The organism is Rhizobium sp. NZLR8, assembly GCF_019685025.1.
GTDB lineage: Bacteria > Pseudomonadota > Alphaproteobacteria > Rhizobiales > Rhizobiaceae > Rhizobium.
Window position 1 is genome coordinate 1 of the sequence record NZ_JABDVY010000009.1, and the last position, 18,205, is coordinate 18,205.

16 protein-coding genes and 1 tRNA gene are annotated in these 18,205 nt (G+C 60.7%); 11 read left to right on the forward strand and 6 right to left on the reverse strand.

Annotation, left to right across the window (positions count from 1 at the left end):
- Positions 1 to 220: 220 nt before the first annotated feature.
- Positions 221 to 2,227 carry an ABC transporter ATP-binding protein/permease gene (locus tag HJB89_RS19625; RefSeq protein WP_221150419.1) on the forward strand — a complete coding sequence of 669 codons (2,007 nt, stop codon included), beginning with the start codon at positions 221 to 223 and terminating at the stop codon, positions 2,225 to 2,227.
- Between the two features lie 20 nt (positions 2,228 to 2,247).
- On the opposite strand, the gene HJB89_RS19630 is transcribed toward HJB89_RS19625, so the two are convergent.
- Positions 2,248 to 2,709 carry a MarR family winged helix-turn-helix transcriptional regulator gene (locus tag HJB89_RS19630; protein ID WP_221150420.1) on the reverse strand — a complete coding sequence of 154 codons (462 nt, stop codon included), beginning with the start codon at positions 2,707 to 2,709 and terminating at the stop codon, positions 2,248 to 2,250.
- Positions 2,710 to 2,833: 124 nt separating this feature from the next.
- On the opposite strand from HJB89_RS19630, the gene HJB89_RS19635 reads away from it, so the two are divergent.
- The gene (locus tag HJB89_RS19635) at positions 2,834 to 3,211 is read left to right on the forward strand and encodes a nuclear transport factor 2 family protein (protein ID WP_221150421.1); all 378 of its coding nucleotides are present in this window, start codon (positions 2,834 to 2,836) and stop codon (positions 3,209 to 3,211) included.
- Positions 3,212 to 3,286: 75 nt separating this feature from the next.
- Here the strand turns inward: HJB89_RS19635 and HJB89_RS19640 are convergent, their stop codons facing one another.
- Positions 3,287 to 4,777 (reverse strand): MDR family MFS transporter, encoded by a 1,491-nt coding sequence (locus tag HJB89_RS19640; RefSeq protein WP_221150422.1) that lies wholly within the window; start codon positions 4,775 to 4,777, stop codon positions 3,287 to 3,289.
- Between the two features lie 236 nt (positions 4,778 to 5,013).
- Positions 5,014 to 5,391: a hypothetical protein gene (locus HJB89_RS19645; protein ID WP_221116143.1), complete on the reverse strand. Its 378-nt coding sequence runs from the start codon at positions 5,389 to 5,391 to the stop codon at positions 5,014 to 5,016.
- A 498-nt stretch (positions 5,392 to 5,889) separates the two neighbouring features.
- Between HJB89_RS19645 and HJB89_RS19650 the strand changes: the two genes are divergently transcribed.
- Together HJB89_RS19650 and HJB89_RS19655 are read left to right on the forward strand one after the other, a co-directional pair.
- Positions 5,890 to 6,306, forward strand: a complete 417-nt coding sequence (locus tag HJB89_RS19650; RefSeq protein ID WP_207582772.1) for a hypothetical protein — start codon at positions 5,890 to 5,892, stop codon at positions 6,304 to 6,306.
- Positions 6,307 to 6,468: 162 nt separating this feature from the next.
- Complete coding sequence (locus HJB89_RS19655; RefSeq protein ID WP_221150423.1) at positions 6,469 to 7,029, forward strand: hypothetical protein; 561 nt, start codon at positions 6,469 to 6,471, stop codon at positions 7,027 to 7,029.
- Between the two features lie 209 nt (positions 7,030 to 7,238).
- On the opposite strand, the gene HJB89_RS19660 is transcribed toward HJB89_RS19655, so the two are convergent.
- Both HJB89_RS19660 and HJB89_RS19665 read right to left on the reverse strand, forming a co-directional pair.
- Positions 7,239 to 7,314, reverse strand: a tRNA-Thr gene (locus HJB89_RS19660).
- Between the two features lie 121 nt (positions 7,315 to 7,435).
- Positions 7,436 to 8,395, reverse strand: coding sequence for a nitronate monooxygenase family protein (locus HJB89_RS19665; protein ID WP_221133100.1), 960 nt, complete (start codon positions 8,393 to 8,395; stop codon positions 7,436 to 7,438).
- Positions 8,396 to 8,681: 286 nt separating this feature from the next.
- Between HJB89_RS19665 and HJB89_RS19670 the strand changes: the two genes are divergently transcribed.
- Positions 8,682 to 9,872 carry a regulator gene (locus HJB89_RS19670; RefSeq protein ID WP_221133099.1) on the forward strand — a complete coding sequence of 397 codons (1,191 nt, stop codon included), beginning with the start codon at positions 8,682 to 8,684 and terminating at the stop codon, positions 9,870 to 9,872.
- Between the two features lie 102 nt (positions 9,873 to 9,974).
- Here HJB89_RS19670 and ppk2 read toward each other — a convergent pair whose 3' ends face one another.
- Positions 9,975 to 10,856 (reverse strand): polyphosphate kinase 2, encoded by an 882-nt coding sequence (gene ppk2, locus HJB89_RS19675; protein ID WP_221116140.1) that lies wholly within the window; start codon positions 10,854 to 10,856, stop codon positions 9,975 to 9,977.
- A 349-nt stretch (positions 10,857 to 11,205) separates the two neighbouring features.
- Between ppk2 and phoR the strand changes: the two genes are divergently transcribed.
- The 6 genes from phoR (at position 11,206) to phoU (ending at position 18,158) form a co-directional block, all read left to right on the forward strand.
- Positions 11,206 to 12,318: a phosphate regulon sensor histidine kinase PhoR gene (phoR, locus tag HJB89_RS19680; RefSeq protein WP_405049180.1), complete on the forward strand. Its 1,113-nt coding sequence runs from the start codon at positions 11,206 to 11,208 to the stop codon at positions 12,316 to 12,318.
- Positions 12,319 to 12,600: 282 nt separating this feature from the next.
- Positions 12,601 to 13,635, forward strand: coding sequence for a substrate-binding domain-containing protein (locus HJB89_RS19685; protein WP_207582777.1), 1,035 nt, complete (start codon positions 12,601 to 12,603; stop codon positions 13,633 to 13,635).
- A 136-nt stretch (positions 13,636 to 13,771) separates the two neighbouring features.
- Complete coding sequence (gene pstC / locus HJB89_RS19690) at positions 13,772 to 15,253, forward strand: phosphate ABC transporter permease subunit PstC (RefSeq protein WP_221150424.1); 1,482 nt, start codon at positions 13,772 to 13,774, stop codon at positions 15,251 to 15,253.
- Positions 15,250 to 16,569, forward strand: a complete 1,320-nt coding sequence (gene pstA / locus HJB89_RS19695; protein WP_207582779.1) for a phosphate ABC transporter permease PstA — start codon at positions 15,250 to 15,252, stop codon at positions 16,567 to 16,569. The genes pstC and pstA overlap by 4 nt, the downstream gene beginning before the upstream one ends.
- A 15-nt stretch (positions 16,570 to 16,584) precedes the next feature.
- On the forward strand, positions 16,585 to 17,400 hold the full coding sequence (gene pstB / locus HJB89_RS19700) for a phosphate ABC transporter ATP-binding protein PstB (protein ID WP_007633576.1): 816 nt from the start codon (positions 16,585 to 16,587) through the stop codon (positions 17,398 to 17,400).
- 44 nt (positions 17,401 to 17,444) lie between these two features.
- A complete protein-coding gene (gene phoU / locus HJB89_RS19705; RefSeq protein ID WP_164006409.1) occupies positions 17,445 to 18,158 on the forward strand; it encodes a phosphate signaling complex protein PhoU in 714 nt (237 codons plus the stop codon).
- Positions 18,159 to 18,205 lie beyond the last annotated feature (47 nt).

Below are 18,205 nucleotides of genomic sequence, written 5' to 3' on the forward strand. Positions count from 1 at the left end.
GTTCAATGGAACGGCGGACGGAGACCCAGGCTCTCCCACGGGCTTGGTGTCCCAAAGGTGCAACGGTCTTCCATCCGCCACCGCAACAGGCAGTACTACGCCAATAGCGGGTAAAGGGAAGTTACAAAGGTGGCCCGCAGGGTCGGATGAGGGGCCACACGGCACAACGCCAAACGTCGGCATCATGAAACCTTTCGATCTGTAAGCCGTTGTCGTGCTTATGACCGGCGCTAAACTTAATCCGATATCGGTCGACGGCACCGAACCGCAGGGTTCCGAGGCGTCGCTCGACGAGAAGGCATCGACTGTCGAGGTCGTGCCGCCGCCAGATGTCATCGAACCCGGTCTGGAGCTCACGCCCGAGGAGGCCGAGCACGCACGCAAGAAGTATTTGCTCAAGCGTTTCTGGATCAGCGCCCGTCATTACTGGAGCCGCGGCGGCGACAGGCTCGCCTGGCCGTGCACACTTGGGCTGCTGGCCCTGATCGGCATCAATGTCGGTTTCCAGTATGGAATCAATCTGTGGAACCGCGGGATCTTTGACGCCATAGAGCGACACGATGCCGGCACCGTCTATTTCCTCAGCGCCGTCTTCCTGCCGCTGGTGCTCGGCACCGTCGCCGTTGTCACCACACAAGTCGCGCTACGCATGATGATCCAGCGCCGCTGGCGTTCCTGGCTGACGACCGCCGTCATCGGGCGCTGGCTGGCAAACGGCCGTTATTATCAGCTGAACCTGATCGGCGGTGACCACAAGAACCCCGAAGCGCGCATTTCGGAGGATTTGCGGATTGCCACCGAAGCCCCTGTCGATTTCATCGCCGGGGTCATTTCCGCATTCCTGGCGGCCTCGACCTTCATCGTCGTGCTCTGGACGATCGGCGGGGCATTGACGCTGCCGATTGCAGGTTTCACCGTCACCATTCCCGGTTTTCTCGTCGTCACTGCGGTTCTCTATGCCGCGATTACCTCCAGTTCGATGGCGGTCATCGGCCGGCATTTCGTCCAGGTCTCCGAGGCTAAAAATCAAACCGAAGCCGAATTTCGCTACACGCTGACGCATGTGCGGGAAAACGGTGAGAGCATCGCATTGCTCGGCGGCGAAGAGGAGGAGCGCAACGACCTCAACAAGACCTTCACCAATGTGCTCGGGCAATGGGCGCTGCTTGCCCGCCAGCACATGCGCACAACGCTTGTGTCGCATGGATCGATGCTGATTGCTCCCGTCGTGCCGGTCTTGCTGTGCGCTCCGAAGTTTCTCGAAGGCAGCATGACGCTCGGACAGGTCATGCAGGCAGCGTCGGCTTTCGCCATCGTCCAGGGCGCGTTCGGATGGCTGGTCGACAACTATCCCCGTCTTGCCGATTGGAACGCCTGTGCACGGCGCATCGCTTCGCTGATGATGTCGCTCGACGGGCTGGAGCGGGCCGAGCAGAGCGACGCGCTCGGGCGCATCAAGCACGGCGAAACGGAGGGCGAGGCGATGCTCAGCCTGAACGATCTCTCCGTGTCGCTTGACGACGGCACCGCCGTGGTCACGGAAACCCAGGTGGCGATCGAACCCGGCGAGCGGGTGCTCGTATCCGGCGAATCCGGGTCGGGCAAGAGCACGCTGGTGCGGGCGATCGCCGGTCTTTGGCCGTGGGGTGACGGCAGCGTCAATTTCCACGCCGACCGACGCTTGTTCATGTTGCCGCAACGGCCCTACATCCCGTCGGGCACGCTTCGCCGCGCCGTCGCCTATCCCGGCGCCGCCGATAGCTGGACGCTGGATAAGATCAAGGAGGCCCTCGCCAAGGTGGGACTGGATTATCTGAACGACAGGATCGAGGAAGACGCGCCCTGGGACCAGACCTTGTCGGGCGGCGAAAAGCAGCGGCTCGCCTTTGCACGTCTCCTGCTGCACACGCCCGATATCATCGTGCTGGATGAAGCAACCTCGGCACTCGACGAGAAGAGCCAGGACAAGATGATGCAGATGGTGATCCAAGAATTGCCAGAGGTGACCATCATCAGTGTCGCGCATCGCGCCGAACTCGAAGTCTTCCATAGCCGCAAGATCATCCTGGAGCGGCGCGAGGGCGGAGCAAAGCTGGTCAGTGATATCGATCTGATCAAGCGCAAGAGAAAGCGGACCTTATTGTCACGCGTTTTGGAGAACCGCCGCTCCCTGCCGAAGGCCGGCACGGCCGCGAACAAGGCGGCGCAGCCGCGGAATGGGAAATGACGTCCGCTTGGGCGCAGAATTCATCGGTCGCGCAAGGGAACCTCCGCGCTGGCAATACGATCCAGATTTTCGATCAGCCGCCTGAGCAGATCGACAAGCTGTGCCGCTTCCGCATCCGTAAACCCTGCCAATGCCTCGTTATTCCCTTGGAACAAGGCGGCAATCGCCTCCGGCATGGCTTCTTGTGCAGCCTTCGTCAGCGCGATGCGGCTGCTGCGCCCGTCAGCCGGGTCGCGTGTCCGCGCAATCAGGCCATCCCGCTCCATGCGGGTAAGCATCTGCGCCATCGGCGGTTGCTCTGTCCTCGCAAAGCGGGCGAGATCGCGCTGCGTGCTTGCCTTGCCATCTTGCAGCGCCACCAGCACCGGCAACTGGCCAACACCGAAACCGAGCGGTTTGAGGCGTGACTCGCTCAGCCGCACAAACCCCCGCGCCGCGAGACTGATGAGATGCCCCGGCGTCGACAGCACGTCTTCGTCCATTCCAATTCCCCTTTTTCCCACGCGCTTGACTGCAAGATATATACGTACATATATATCTTCATGCACGGCGTTCGACAATGCCGTTTCGACAGCGAATGTTTCAATTTCCACGGAGGGAACCGATATGTCGCAAAATGATGTTGAGATGATCAAGCGCATCTATGCCAGCTTCAATGCGAGAGATATCGACGCGGTCCTTGCCGTCCTGTCCGATAATGTCGCCTGGGCCAACGGCATGGATGGTGGCCATATCCATGGTCGTGAGGCCGTGCGCGACTATTGGACAAGGCAGTGGGCTGTCATCAGCCCGCACGTCGAGCCGGTCGCATTCGAAGAAACCGAAGATGGCGCCGTCGCTGTCGAGGTGATCCAGTCGGTCTTCGACCTTGATGGCCGGCCGCTTGAGGGGCAGACCCACGGCCTGAAGGACAAGACCGTGACGCATATCTTCCGCATCGCAGGCGATGGGATTATTCGCTTCGATATCCAGGATGCCTTATAAGCCCACATGCTCTGTAAGCTTGTACTGACTATGCCGGGGACGACCATCGATCCCTCGGCGGCCCAGCCGAACCGCCTAATGCGAGGCCGCCTCGCTTGCAACTGCCGCGCCCTTTTGGCTCCGACTAGACCCGACCGGGATCAGCCACGTTGTGAAGAAGGTCAGCACCGCGACGACGACCACGCCCCAGAAGCTCCAGTGCAGGGCTGCGTTGAAGACCGAGCGGATCGCCGGGTCGGCGGCGAGCGCAGAAAGCCCGGTCGGCTGGTTCAGCGCCTCGCGCAGGCCGGCCGCCGCCTCGCCGCCTGCATAATGGTTGATGCCGGCATTGAGAATGGCGCCGAGCACGGTGGCGCCGAGCGTATTGCCGAGGCTGCGGGCAAAGATGATCGAGGCGGTGGCGCTGCCGCGCATCGACCATTCGACGCTGTCCTGCACCAGCACGATGCTGGTGAGGCTGATCAGACCCATGCCGAAGCCCATGAAGAAGGAGCCGGCGCCGGCAAGCGCCGGCGAGCTCTCAGGTGTCAGGAACAACAGGAAACAGGCGCCGAACGGAAAGAGCAGGCTGCCGACCCGCAGCGTCCGGCGGATGCCGAAGGCTTTGTAGAAGCGGCTGGAGAGCATGACGGCCAGCGGCCAGCCGACGACCAGCATGGTGAGCGTGAAGCCGGCGACAAGAGGCGAGCGGCCGAGCACGCCCTGCACATAGAGCGGCAGGATTGTCGAAAGCCCGATCAGCGCCATGCCGGCCAGCAGCGTCGCCGCATTGCTGGTGGCGATCAAGCGGCGGCTCCAGAGCGGGATCGAAATAATCGGCTCCGGCGCCCGCTTCTCCTGGGCGAGGAAGAGAATGCCCGAGACGATGAAGACGGCGAAAAGCGACAGCAGGATCCAGGCGCTCGCATCGGTTTCCGTCAGCATGACCAGGAGCGCGACGATCGAGATCGAAAACAGTACCGATCCGAGGTAGTCGATCTTTGCCTGCTTGTGCGCCACGTCCTCCTTGAGGAAGACCATGAAGGCGATGATCGAGATAATGCCGATCGGCAGGTTGATCCAGAAGATCCAGGCCCAGGAGATATTGTCGACGATGATGCCGCCGGCAAGCGGCCCGACGACGGCCGACGTCGCCCAGACGGTCGCCATTGCACCCTGAACGCGGCCGCGCTCCTCGAGCTTGAAGAGATCGCCGATGACGGTCATCGTCACCGGCTGGATCGCGCCCGCACCCAGCCCCTGCAACAGCCGGAACAGCACCAGCGACATCATCGACCAGGCAAAGCCGCAGAGCAAAGAGCCCAGAAGGAAAATCAGGATGCCGCCGATCAGCACCGGCTTGCGCCCAAAGATGTCGGAGAGTTTGCCGTAGATCACGGTCGTCGTCGACTGCGCCAGCAGGAAGGCCGAAAACACCCAGCTGTAATAGGAAAAACCGCCGAGCTGCCCGACGATGCGCGGCATCGCGGTTGCCACGATCGTTGCCTCGATCGCCACCATGAAGGTCGCGACCATGATGGTGGCGACGATAAGCACGCGGTTCGAGCGTTGCGCTGCATTCGACATGACGATCCTCTTCGGGTGCTCCGCAGATGCCGGGAATGTCGGCAGGCTGGCTGGGATGTGGGGCGATGCGCCGCTTGCGGAGTGATGGGTAGTTTTACGTCCGCAAGCGCGAGTCGTAAAGCCGTTCTCGCGGCTGTTATTTTCGCGCGATTTCGGAGCAGCGACGGCCGAAGCGAAGACCCGGCGTCCCCGGGCCTTCATTCTGTCAGGAGGTCAGGCTGATATCCGCTCCACCCTCATTGCGGGCAGGCCTCGCCGCCCGAGCCGGTATTCGCGGAACCGGCGGTGCAATCCGGCGTCGGCTTGAGGTCCGGATTGACGCCGCCGGGATTGATCGTGCTGCGGCCGCTATTCAACTCGACGCCGCCATTGCCGGTGGTGCCGCCGCTCGTGCTGCCGGTGGTGCCGGGATCGGTCCCGACAGAACCGCTGCCCGCCGAACCAGTGCTGCCAGAACCGGCACCGGCCGAACCCGCACCCGAACTCCCCGATCCGCCAATGATCGGCGCCACCGACAGCCGCCCACTGGAATCTGCTCCACCCGTCGTCTGCGCCAGCGCCGTGCCGGCAAGACCGATCGAAAGCAGCGATATCGCGATGAATTTGCAGGACATAATGTTCTCCATGCTTGTTGCCTCAGGGGGAACCAGCTCGGCGGCGGCATTGTTCCTGCAATGTCGCGATTTTCAGGTTGTTGACGGTATAAGCGGGGGCATCGGTGCAAGGTGGGAAAATTCGGATAAATTCGCGCGCCGATTGTTTTCTTTTCGGCGACTGCTAACGTGGCCCGCCCATATTCAAGGTGCCCTTCTTTGCCGCTCTATCGATTAATTGCTGTTTGTCTTGCTCTGCTGATGCGGCCCGTCGTCGAGGTCCTAGCCACTGCCGTCTAGTTAAACCGGAAATTCAAGGTGGCTCCTGGACAGGGGACATTTCTTTAACGCATCATCGCCTCATTTTCGGCAGAGCGCTAGGTAGCTTTCAGATTGTTGAGATTGCTTATTTTACGATGGGAGTTCCCACTACTTCCAGCGCTCTTCGCGCTGGCGTGCCATTTCGTCATTGTCTTCCAGGAGTTCTATAAACCTGGCCCAAAAAGCTGGGAGACCTCAATGCTTTGCGTCCCTATTTTTGCTTATATTTGGGCGAACGTTTTCTCGATCCTGGTAGATCAGACGGCCGTTTCGATGCTGTCAGCCTCACTGGCGACGGCTCTTCCGTGCGCCTGTTTAGCAATCTATTTCATCTACTCGCGCCAGATTAAACGCAAACCTGACCCGCAGATTTCAACCGCCAAGGCGTTAGGCATTGCGCTTTCAGGTCTGGCTCTAGTTGCGCTAGCTGCATATGGCATGGGTCAAATCACCACATGTACCAACGCGAAGTGCCGAGGCGGGACCGAGCTATTTGGTCATTTCAGATTTGGCGCGTTTTATCTGATTTGCCTTTGGGGCGGCTGGATCAGCATGTGTTCCTTTCTGATTCTCCATGACGTTTTGAGGCGGTTTTTCAAGTGGGCTATCAAATGATGACGGGGTTATGCCTGCGCCGCCGGATGGGCCATATCCTCCTCGGTCATTTGCATTTGCGTAAGAGCTTCACCGGAAGCCTTGCTGAAGTTTTTCGCAGAAACGATAGTTGAAAATCTCCCGATACCATGCAACTTGCGAGCGGGTTTGGGGCTATTTCAAATGTTTTCATTTCTCTTCAGTTTGCAGGGCTTGTCGGTTGCGGTTTTATGTTCGACCGCCGTTCTTCTTCCGACTTCGAGGATTGCGGCAGATAAATGGGCAGAGAAAGTCTTTCCAGATCCGCTCAAATGCGCCTTCACAGAAGGGGCAATATCATATTACGCCGATGATCAGGCGATCAATATCACCGTCGCCATTCCAGACGAGGCCAAAGCAAGCCTCAAGACGATGGAAAGAAAGATAACGGCGACATGCACTTCGAATGACATGCCGCTAATAAATGTCGCTACAAGTGGTGAATTCTTCGGAAACAGATACACCCAGTTCAGCATGCCGATCTACGCTCTCGATGCTGGCGGCGGCTGCATGTCGCCCTTCTACTACTACTTTTCGTTCCCGGAAAAAGCAAAGACGCTGCATGACAACATCCTGCAGCGCACGGGAAGGGACCTCAAAGTACTTTCCGGATCTGGACAGAACGAGCCCATTGATGACCGAGGATGGATCACCGACTACGGTGATCATAGCACCTATTCCTGTTCCATGGAGGAAGGGTTCTGAGCTATTGTCCCTCTAGCTGAACACCTTTATGGCAGCGGTTGCGAAACTTCCGACTGGAGGAGACTTGAGTTCCGTGGTGGAGGCTCACACTCGTCTTATTCGGCCGCGAATGCCATTTACATGCGTGCTGCCCAGATGCTGCCCGCAGAAAAGGCCTCACCGTACTTCGGCGCATTATCTCAATAACATGTTGAAATCTGAGAGAAAAATGGTGCCGCTTGCAGGACTCGAACCTGCGACCCCATCATTACGAATGATGTGCTCTACCACCTGAGCTAAAGCGGCATCTCACGGCCGAAGCATGCGGCCTACGATTTGCATGGCGCTGATACAGCCATTGTCCGAAGATTTCAAGCGCCCTGTCATGCCTTTGGCAAAAAAGAGGGCAGCGGCGGGGAGAGCCGGTTCAGAGGCTAAGCCGGGCGCGAGCGGCCTTGTATTCGGCCTCCAGCCGGTCGACGAGGTTGGCCACCGGCTCGACGGCCTTGATGGCGCTGATGCCCTGGCCGCTGCCCCATATGTCCTTCCAGGCCTTGGCGCCGCCGACCGCCTGTTCGAAATCCATCTTCGAGACATCGGCTGCGGGCAGGTTGTCGGGGTCCATGCCGGCGGCGACGATCGAGGGCTTGAGATAGTTGCCGTGCACGCCGGTGAAATAGTTGGAATAGACGATGTCGGCCGCGGCACTTTCGACGATCGCCTGCTTGTAGGCTTCGGTGGCGCGTGCCTCTTGCGTGGCGATGAAGGGCGAGCCGATATAGGCCATGTCGGCGCCCATCGCTTCTGCTGCGAGAATGGCGCCGCCGGTGGAAATCGCACCGGCCAGCAGCAGCGGCCCGTCGAACCATTCGCGGATTTCCTGGATCAGCGCAAAGGGCGACAGCGTGCCGGCATGGCCGCCGGCCCCGGCCGCCACCGCGATCAGCCCGTCGGCCCCCTTGCGGATTGCCGAATGGGCGTGGCGGTTGTTGATAATGTCATGCAGTACGATGCCGCCATAGGAATGCACAGCCGCATTGACCTCAGGCACCGCACCGAGCGAGGAGATGACGATCGGCACCTTGTATTTGACGCAGAGCGACAGATCGTGCTCCAGCCGCTTGTTCGACATATGGACGATCTGATTGACGGCAAAGGGGGCAGCCGGCCTTTCCGGATCGGCGGCGTCGTGGCGGGCAAGCTCTTCGGTGATCTCGGCCAGCCATTCGTCGAGCTGGCTTTCCGGCCGGGCGTTCAGCGCCGGAAACGCCCCGATGACACCCGCCTTGCATTGCGCCAGCGTCAGCGCCGGATGCGAGATGATGAACAGCGGCGAGCCGATGACCGGCAGTCTCAATTTGTCTTTGAGGATCGGGGGCAGGGCCATGGTTCATCGCTTCCATTGACGTTTACGAAAACGTCAATCTCTTAACAGAGAAGAAAACGCGATAAAAGAGCGGCTGCCATGCCTTCGTCGATTTCAGCCCGAATATATACGTCCGGGAAAGCTAATAAAATAAGCCCCGTAAGCGGTGAAACCCGGCAATAATCCGGCCGATGACCCGCAGGCGGGCCTGCAAGGCTTGCGGTTTGCCGCGCTTGCCGCTACCGAATTTTGATGGAGAACGGCGGGGATTGCAGTCCGATGCCGGGTTCAAGGTGAAGGACTGAATGTGAGCGGATTAGAAACGGCCATCAGAACAGCGCTCGAGAATTCCGATCGCGACAATCCGGAGGTTCGAGCGAGGATCTATCAGTCGGCCCGCCAGGCGCTTGAAGCCGGCCTGCGCAAGCAGGATATCACCGATTCCGAGGTCGTTGCCCATCACCGCCATCGCCTGGAAAGCACCATCCACGCCATCGAAGGCGAGGAGCGCGACCGCCTTCACCCACGCCAGAGGCCGCCTGAAGTGCCCGTGCCGCCTGTTGTGGAAATGCCGGCGCCGCCCATTCACAAGGGTGATGTAGCCGATATCGACAACCTCATCGACAGCCCCGTGGCCGCAGGCGAGACCCGCGCCCCCGAAGTGGCCCACGGCCGCAGCGACGATTTCAGTCTCGACGACGTGCATGCGGGCAGTGCCGATCACCTGGCTGCCGCGCCCGTCGGCGAGGAGCGGCTTAGCCGCGGCCAGCGCGCCACCAATATGGATTTCCGCCCGGAACGGGCGGCAGGCCGCCGCAAGCCGCGCAAATTCTTTTCCAGGCTGCTGGTCTGGTGCGTCCTGCTTGCCTTCATCGGCATCGGCGCCTGGTGGGCGCATACGTCGGGCCTGCTGCTGACGGCGGCCGAGCGCGACACCAGCGTCGCCAATCCGCCGGCCAGCACCCAGCCCGAGGATTTCACCGGCAATGACGACAATGCCGCTCCTCACACCGACGAGCCGGTGACCATCGATCCGCAGAACAGCTTTTCGGCCGATTGGATCCCGCTGTTCAAACCCGAAGAGGCCGACAAGATCCAGAGCGGTCCGCGGGCGCGCACCGAAAAGATTACCGAGAATGACGGCCCCGCCATCCGCCTGATTTCTGAGAGCGGCGCAGCCGACGGCAATATCTCGATCAGCGTTCCCGCCACGGTGCTGCAGCAGCTTGCCGGCAAATCCTCGACGATCGCGCTGACGCTGCAATCGACCACCGACGAGCCAACGCAGGTCACCGTCGAATGCAATTTCCAGTCGCTCGGCAATTGCCCCCGCCATCGCTTCAACGTCACCCGCGAAAAGTCGGATGCGCTGCTGCAGGTGAAATTCGATCGCTCGCTGGCGCCGAATGCGCCGGGCACGCTGACGATCAACAGCGATCTCGACGGCAAGGCGCGCGGCATCAACCTCTTCGCGATCCGCATCCTGCCGGGGCAGTGATCTCAGCCCCGGCAAAGCCGGTGGCGCCAGCCTCGGCGAAGCCGATGGCCCCAGCCCCAGCGAAGCCGGTGACCCCGGCTGCGCTACCTCTTTCAGAAAACCCTATTTCAAGAATCCAGGCCCTGAGCCGATGATCTCCTCATCGACCATGCCGAGCACCGTCTTGTCCTTGCCGTCATAATCCATCCGGTTCAGCATGTGGCGGATGAGTTCGAGGCGCGCCCGCCGCTTGTCGTTGGCGCGGATCACCGTCCAGGGCGCGAAATCCGTATGGGTTTCCTTCAGCATCCGGTCGCGCTTTTCGCTGTAATCGCCCCATTTCGTCAGCGCCGCGATGTCCATCGACGACAGCTTCCAGACTTTCAACGGATCGTGCCTGCGGTCGTGAAAACGCTTCAGCTGCATTTCGCGGCCGATATCGAGATAGAATTTGAAGAAGAAGATGCCTTCATGGGCGATGATCTTTTCGAGCTGCGGCGCCTGTTTGAGAAAATCCTCATATTGCTGCGGCGTGCAGAAGCCCATGACCGGCTCGACGCCGGCGCGGTTGTACCAGGAGCGGTCGAACAGCACGAATTCGCCAGCGGTTGGAAACTGGGCGACATAACGCTGGAAATACCATTGTCCCTGTTCGCGCTCGGTCGGCTTGGTCAGCGCCACGACGCGTGCAAGACGAGGGTTCATATGCGCTGAGGAGGCCGAGATCGCGCCGCCCTTGCCGGCAGCGTCGCGTCCTTCAAACAGCGCCATCACCCGCTTGCCTGATGCCTGCAGCCAGAACTGTACCTTGACGAGTTCCACCTGCAGCTTTTCCAGCTGCTCCAGATAATCCTCTTCCTTGAGCTTCTTCTTGTAGGGAAAGTCGCCGGAAGCCAGTGCGTGTTCCTCCACCCAGTCTGGCAGGACGGGATTGTCGACATCGAAGGTGCGCTTCTTGCCGCGGATATCCAGCTCCACAGCCCTGCTTTCGACGGTCTCGGCCATATGCTCCTCCTTAGCGATCGCTTCTTTCCCGCAGGCGAGCATAGTTACCGTTGAAAATCAAATCTTTCGCGTTCGGCCGGTGTTTTTTGTGGGTTTCGCCGGCGGCCTTTCACATCGGAGCGGCAGCCCGAAAACTACTGTCATGAATTGGCGCTATCAGGCAGAGTTCAATATCAAGAAAAACGAATCGACGCCGCGAGGGCACTTGCAAGACGAAATTCCATGGAGAAAAAGCCTGTCGGCGCGCATCCGGCGCGAACGGCCGGTGCTGCTGGCGGCGATCCTCAGTGCGCTCGTCACGCTTGCCGCCGGCATGAACAAGTGGGTGGTGCTCATCCTGCTGCTTGTGATGATCGTCACCGCGCTTTTCAACGAGGCGCCTGATATCAAGGCAGAACCGATCGAGCCGGTTGAGATCAAGCCGGAAATGTTGCCAAGCCGCCTGCCGGAAGTGTCCGCCACGCTCGCCGGCCTCGATATTCCGGTCATGGTGCTGTCGGACGATGCCTCGGTGCTCTTTCAGAACCGGGCTGCCGAAAAGGCTTTCGGCGAGGTGGCGCTCGGCGCCCATATATCGGCCCGTCTACGTTCGCCCGGCGTGCTCGACATGGTGCGCGAAACCATCGCCACCAACGCCCCGAACCAGATCGAACATGCCGAGCGGCTGCCCTCCGAGCGTGTCTATATCGTCCGCAGCGCCCCCATTGAATTTTCGGCAGATGGCGGCCCGCATGAGCGCTATTTCATCCTCTCCTTCCGCGATATTTCAGAGGTTCGTCGCATCGATCGCATGCGGTCGGATTTCGTCGCCAATGCGAGCCACGAGCTGCGCACGCCGCTAGCGTCGCTCCGCGGCTTCATCGAGACCATCCAGGGGCCGGCAAAGAACGATCTGAAGGCGCAGGCGCGGTTCCTCGCCATCATGTTCGATCAGACGACACGCATGAGCCGGCTGGTCGACGACCTGCTGTCGCTCTCGCGGCTGGAGCTGAAATCGCATATCGCCCCGGATGAGAAGGTCGACCTGGTGCCGCTGCTCGGCCATGTCAGGGATTCACTCGGCCCGCTTGCCAGGGATGTCGGCGTCGACATCAACCTGCATCTGCCCGACGGCAAGGTCGAGGTGCTGGGAGACCGCGACGAACTCGTCCAGGTCTTCGAGAACCTGATGGAAAACGCCTGCAAATATGGCCAGGAAGGCGAGATCGTCGATGTCTGGCTGAAGAACGGCGCCGGCCAGCCGGTCGAGGTCAGCATCGTCGACAAGGGGCCGGGCATTCCGGCCGAGCATGTGCCGCGCCTGACCGAGCGTTTCTATCGCGTCAGCATCGAGGACAGCCGCTCGAAAAAGGGCACCGGCCTCGGCCTTGCCATCGTCAAGCACATCCTCACCCGCCACCGGGCGCGACTGATCGTCAAATCGGAAGTCGGCAAGGGCACCGATTTCACCGTGCGGTTTTAAGGCGATACGCTGCCTGTCCCCTAAAGTAACGATGTTCCAGCGGTTTTTTGCAACATAAGGTTGAGGCGGGCTCGAAGTTCATAGCGTGACCGACACAAGCACTCGGCAGCGCTGAAAATATGCTTTTAGAATCAACGAGATAAACTGTCACAAATGTTTCACCGATTTGACATAAAAGGACGGTGCTTACAGCGCTAAGAGAGTCCCGCCGATGAAAAAAGGCACTGCGAGGGCCTCTCGAAAGGCCGCACTCACACAAGCCCAAATGCCGGGAGATTTCTAATGAACACCTTCAAGCTCACCGTTGCCGCGCTCGCTGCAACCGCTGCTTTCGCTGGCGCTGCCGTCGCCCGCGACCAGATTCAGGTTGCTGGTTCGTCCACCGTCCTGCCTTACGCAAAGATCGTTGCCGAGTCCTTCGGCGAAACCTTCACCAACTTCAAGACGCCGGTCGTTGAATCCGGCGGCACGGGCGCTGGTCTGAAGGAATTCTGCAAGGGCGTTGGCGAAGACACCATCGACATTGCAAACGCCTCGCGTCCGATCAACAAGAACGAAGCCGAAGCCTGCAAGGCTGCAGGCGTCACCGACATTCAGGAAGTCAAGATCGGTTATGACGGCATCGTCTTCGCAACCGACGCTTCCAACCCGGATGTTGCCTACGTTCCCGCAGACATCTACAAGGCCCTCGCAGCCCAGGTCGTCGTCGACGGCAAGCTCGTCGCCAACCCTTACAAGAAGTGGTCGGAAGTCAACCCGAAGCTTCCGGCTGTTGATATCGCTGCCTATATCCCGGGCGAAAAGCACGGCACCCGCGAAGTCTTCGAACAGAACGTTCTCGCCGCCGGCTGCAAGGCCGCTGGCGCTGTCGACGTCATCGCCAAGGAAATCGCCGACAAGGCTGCCCAGGGCAAGGCCTGCGTCGCAGTCCGCAAGGACGGCGCTGCTGTCGACATCGACGGCGACTATCCGGAAACCCTGGCACGCATCGCCGCCAACAAGACCGGCGTCGGCGTATTCGGCCTTTCCTTCTATGAAAACAACGCTGACAAGCTCAAGGTTGCCAGCATGAGCGGCATCGTTCCGTCCACCGAAACGATCGCCAACGGCACCTATCCGGTTTCTCGCCCGCTGTTCTTCTACGTCAAGAAGGCACATCTCGGCGCCGTTCCGGGCCTGAAGGAATACGTCAACTTCTTCGTATCCGACCAGATGATCGGCCCCGATAGCCCGCTCGTCGAATACGGCCTGGTTGCCGCTCCGGATGCCGAGCGTGACGCGATCCGCAAGGAAGTCGAAGCCGGTAAGGCTATGTAATGACTTTGCCGGCGCGGTGCTCTAAAGGCCCGCGCCGGCATTGCCTTAAACCCTGGCGCGCCGACATTTCCGCTGCAGGGTTGAATTCATTCCGCATGATTGGGCTTTTTGGGGCTATGGCCTGGGGACGTAACGAATGAGCACATCCGTCATACTTCTGTGCCTTGTGGTGATCGGTGCCGCCGCCTATCTGGTCGCGCGCAGTCGGGCCACGGCACTTGCCGGGGGCCGGTCCTCCGCATTGCATTCACGGCCGGTCTATTACGGCGCCTATGCGGCGATCTGGGCGGTTCTCCCTGCTCTCCTCGCGCTCTGCGTCTGGCTCTCGGTCAGCCCCGGCATCATCCAGTCCTCGGTTCGCAGCCACTTCCCCGCCGATGTCAAGGCTCAAGCCGCCGTCGAGCAGGATCTTGGTTATTCCATGGTGGCGACGGTCGCCCGCGGCCTGACGATGCTGACCTCGGATGAAACCGCAGCGGTCGCCAGCGATCCGGCGGCACTCCAGGCCAAGCTCAGCGAAAAGGGTGTGCCGCTTGCCGGCCAGCCGCTGCCTTACATGCTCGACGCCGCCAAAAAGCTCAATGCCATGAGCATGACGAGCCGCCTCGCCATGACGGCGGTGGTCTTTATTCTGGCCATTGCCGGCGCCTTCTATGCGCTGCGCGCCATCGCCCCGCGCTTCCGCGCCCGCAATCGGGTTGAGCGTTTCATGCTCTGGGGCCTGCTACTCGCCTCTTCGATTGCTATCCTGACGACGATCGGCATCGTATTCTCGATGCTGTCGGAAGCCGCCCGCTTCTTTGCCGCCGTTCCCGCCGCCGATTTCTTCTTCGGCACCGTCTGGGACCCGCGTTTTGCCGGCGCCGGCAGCTCGTCCTTCGGTCAGTTCGGCCTTATCCCGCTGCTGCTCGGCACGCTCTATATCGGCATGGTCGCCATGCTGGTTGCCGTACCGGTCGGCCTGTTTGCCGCGATCTACATGGCCGAATACGCCTCGCCGAAGCTGCGCGGGATCGCTAAGCCGCTGCTCGAAGTGCTCGCCGGCATTCCGACGATCGTTTACGGCTTCTTTGCGCTCGTCACCGTCGGCCCGTTCCTGCGCGATTTCTCGGCTCAGATCAGCGGCCTGCTCTCCGGCAACTACACCAACTTCATTCAGGCGCAGAGCGTTCTGACCGCCGGCATCGTCATGGGCATCATGCTGATCCCCTACGTCTCCTCGCTGTCGGACGATATCATCACCGCCGTGCCGCGGACGCTGCGTGACGGTTCGCTCGGTCTTGGCGCCACACGCTCCGAAACCATCAAGAAAGTGGTCTTGCCCGCAGCCCTTCCCGGCATCGTCGGCGCCTTGCTGATGACCGCCTCGCGCGCCATCGGTGAAACTATGATCGTTGTGCTGGCCGCCGGTGTCGCCGCCCGCATCCAGATCAACCCCTTCGAGCCGATGACGACGGTGACCGTCAAGATCGTCAATCAGCTCACCGGCGACCTCGAGTTCACCTCGCCGCAGACGCTGGTTGCCTTCGCCCTTGGCATCACGCTGTTCTGCATCACGCTTTGCCTCAATATCTACGCGCTCTACATCGTGCGCAAATACCGGGAGCAGTACGAATGACGGATATTGTTTCTCCCGCCGGGATAACCGTTTCCAAGGCGCCCACGCGCCGCGATATCGGCATCAAGCGCCGCTACGCCGCCGAACGCCGGTTCCAGGCCTATGGCATCGCCGCCATCTCCTTCGGCCTCATCTTCCTGTTCATCCTGCTGTGGACGGTGATCGGCAAAGGCTACACCGCCTTTCAGCAGACGGCGATCACCCTGCCGATCGAATTTTCCGAGAAGACGATCGACCCCAGCAATAAGCGTGCGACCGATGCTTCGGTGCTGATCGCCGCCAACTACCCGGTTCTCCTGCGCGACGCGATCGTCAAGCAGCTGAACGTCAATGCCGCAAGCCGTCCCGACGTGCGCGATGCATCCGCCATGCTCTCCAAGGGTGCGCCGGTCCAACTGCGCGACATGGTCGTCGCCGACCCGTCGATCATCGGCAAGACGGTCAATGTCACCGTGCTCGCCGACGCCAATGTCGACAGCGCCAACAAGGGCCAGATCGACCTGTCGGTCGATGAGAAGAACCGCAAGGTCAACGACAAGCAGGTTGGCTGGATGAACGAGCTGAAGGCGAGCGGCGCTCTCCACAAGCAGTTCAACACCGGCCTCTTCGTCAACGGCAATTCCAGCCGTCCGGAGGCCGCAGGCCTTGGCGTCGCCCTCATCGGCTCGCTCTACCTGATGCTGATCGTGCTGGTGCTCGCTCTGCCGATCGGCGTTGCCGCCTCGATCTATCTCGAGGAGTTTGCGCCGAAGAACAAGCTGACCGATCTGATCGAGGTCAACATCAACAACCTCGCCGCCGTGCCCTCGATCGTCTACGGTCTGCTCGGCCTTTCCGTCTTCATCAACTTCGTCGGCCTGCCGCGTTCGGCTTCGCTGGTTGGCGGCCTGGTGCTGACGTTGATGACCCTGCCGACGATCATCATTGCGACGCGCGCCGCACTGCGCGCCGTGCCGCCGTCGATCCGCGCTGCAGCCCTCGGCCTCGGCGCCTCGAAGATGCAGATGGTGTTCCACCATGTTCTGCCGCTCGCCATGCCCGGCATCCTCACCGGCACGATCATCGGCCTGGCGCATGCGCTCGGCGAAACCGCGCCGCTGCTGCTGATCGGCATGGTCGCCTTCGTCGCCAACGCGCCGACGACGCCGCTCGATCCCTCGACGGCTCTGCCCGTGCAGGTCTATATGTGGGCCAACGAGGCCGAACGTGCCTTCGTCGAGCGGACTTCGGGTGCCATCATCGTCCTGCTCCTGTTCCTGATCGTCATGAACATGGGCGCCATCCTCTTGCGTCGTCGCTTCGAGCGCCGCTGGTAAACGGAGTTACACATCATGAACATGTTGACGGAAGCTGCAGTTGAAAAAGCGCTGGATCAGAAGATGAGCAACGTCCCTTATAAGATGATCGGCAAGGATGTCTCGGTTTACTATGGCGAGAAGCGCGCGCTTTTCGATGTGAACCTGAACATCCGCGAAAACACCGTAACCGCGCTGATCGGCCCGTCCGGCTGCGGCAAGTCGACCTTCCTGCGGAGCCTAAACCGCATGAACGACACGATCGACGGCTGCCGGGTCACCGGCAAGATCACGCTTGATACCGACGATATCTATGATCCCGATATCGACGTCGTCGAACTTCGCGCCCGCGTCGGCATGGTCTTCCAGAAGCCGAACCCGTTCCCGAAGACGATCTATGAAAACGTCTCCTACGGCCCGCGCATCCATGGCCTTGCCAAGTCGAAGGCCGATCTCGACCAGATCGTCGAGACCAGCCTGCAGCGTGCCGGCCTCTGGAACGAGGTCAAGGACCGCGTGCATGAATCCGGCACCGGCCTGTCCGGCGGTCAGCAGCAGCGCCTCTGCATTGCCCGCGCCGTCGCCGTCAGCCCTGAAGTCATCCTGATGGACGAGCCCTGCTCGGCGCTCGACCCGATCGCCACCGCCAAGGTCGAGGAACTGATCCACGAACTGCGCGAGAACTACACGATCGTCATCGTCACCCACTCCATGCAGCAGGCCGCGCGCGTCTCGCAGCGCACCGCCATGTTCCACCTCGGCAATCTCGTCGAGGAGAACGACACCGACAAGATGTTCACCAATCCCGACGATCCGCGCACCCAGGACTACATCATGGGTCGCTTCGGTTGATTTTGGCGACACCAAGCCTTCCCGTTATTCGAGGATAAAGCCCCATGGCATCGACACATATTTTTTCTGCCTATGATGATGATCTGAAGTTCCTGTCCAGGCGGATTTCCGAAATGGGCGGCCTGGCCGAGCAGATGGTCAGCGAGGCCGTCCGGGCGCTCGTCAACGGCGATACCGCGCTGGCGCAGAAGGTCATCTCCGACGATGTGATCCTCGATCACGCCGAGCGAGAAATCGGCGACAAGGCGATCGTTACCATCGCCCGCCGTCAACCGATGGCCTCGGACCTGCGCGAAATCATGGGTTCGATCCGCATCGCCGCCGATCTCGAACGCGTCGGCGACCTCGGCAAGAACACCGCCAAGCGCGTCATCGCCGTGCAGAGCACCGGCGTTCCGCGCAAGCTCGCCCGCGGTCTCGAGCATCTGTCCGAGCTGGCGCTCGTCCAGCTCAAGGAAGTGCTCGACGTCTACACGACGCGCTCCGCCGACAAGGCCAATGCGATCCGTGAACGCGACAACGAGATCGACGCGATGTACACCTCGCTGTTCCGCGAGCTGCTGACCTACATGATGGAAGATCCGCGCAACATCACCAGCTGCACGCATCTGCTCTTCTGCGCCAAGAACATCGAGCGCATCGGCGACCACGCCACCAACATCGCCGAGACGATCTACTACATGGCGACCGGCGCACAGCCGGAAGGTGACCGTCCGAAAGACGACAGCGCCAACACCGTCGGCGCGGTCACGGAATAAAGCCCATACTAGCCGTTGCGTGCGCGCCCATCCGGGCGCGCAAAGAG

Excerpts from the sequence above, each read along its gene's own strand:
- HJB89_RS19625 (WP_221150419.1), top strand. The coding sequence starts at position 221 with ATGACCGGCGCTAAACTTAATCCGATATCGGTCGACGGCACCGAACCG.
- HJB89_RS19630 (WP_221150420.1), bottom strand. The coding sequence starts at position 2,709 with ATGGACGAAGACGTGCTGTCGACGCCGGGGCATCTCATCAGTCTCGCG.
- HJB89_RS19635 (WP_221150421.1), top strand. The coding sequence starts at position 2,834 with ATGTCGCAAAATGATGTTGAGATGATCAAGCGCATCTATGCCAGCTTC.
- HJB89_RS19640 (WP_221150422.1), bottom strand. The coding sequence starts at position 4,777 with ATGTCGAATGCAGCGCAACGCTCGAACCGCGTGCTTATCGTCGCCACC.
- HJB89_RS19645 (WP_221116143.1), bottom strand. The coding sequence starts at position 5,391 with ATGTCCTGCAAATTCATCGCGATATCGCTGCTTTCGATCGGTCTTGCC.
- HJB89_RS19650 (WP_207582772.1), top strand. The coding sequence starts at position 5,890 with ATGCTTTGCGTCCCTATTTTTGCTTATATTTGGGCGAACGTTTTCTCG.
- HJB89_RS19655 (WP_221150423.1), top strand. The coding sequence starts at position 6,469 with ATGTTTTCATTTCTCTTCAGTTTGCAGGGCTTGTCGGTTGCGGTTTTA.
- HJB89_RS19665 (WP_221133100.1), bottom strand. The coding sequence starts at position 8,395 with ATGGCCCTGCCCCCGATCCTCAAAGACAAATTGAGACTGCCGGTCATC.
- ppk2 (WP_221116140.1), bottom strand. The coding sequence starts at position 10,856 with ATGGCCGAGACCGTCGAAAGCAGGGCTGTGGAGCTGGATATCCGCGGC.
- phoR (WP_405049180.1), top strand. The coding sequence starts at position 11,206 with ATGATCGTCACCGCGCTTTTCAACGAGGCGCCTGATATCAAGGCAGAA.
- HJB89_RS19685 (WP_207582777.1), top strand. The coding sequence starts at position 12,601 with ATGAACACCTTCAAGCTCACCGTTGCCGCGCTCGCTGCAACCGCTGCT.
- pstC (WP_221150424.1), top strand. The coding sequence starts at position 13,772 with ATGAGCACATCCGTCATACTTCTGTGCCTTGTGGTGATCGGTGCCGCC.
- pstA (WP_207582779.1), top strand. The coding sequence starts at position 15,250 with ATGACGGATATTGTTTCTCCCGCCGGGATAACCGTTTCCAAGGCGCCC.
- pstB (WP_007633576.1), top strand. The coding sequence starts at position 16,585 with ATGAACATGTTGACGGAAGCTGCAGTTGAAAAAGCGCTGGATCAGAAG.
- phoU (WP_164006409.1), top strand. The coding sequence starts at position 17,445 with ATGGCATCGACACATATTTTTTCTGCCTATGATGATGATCTGAAGTTC.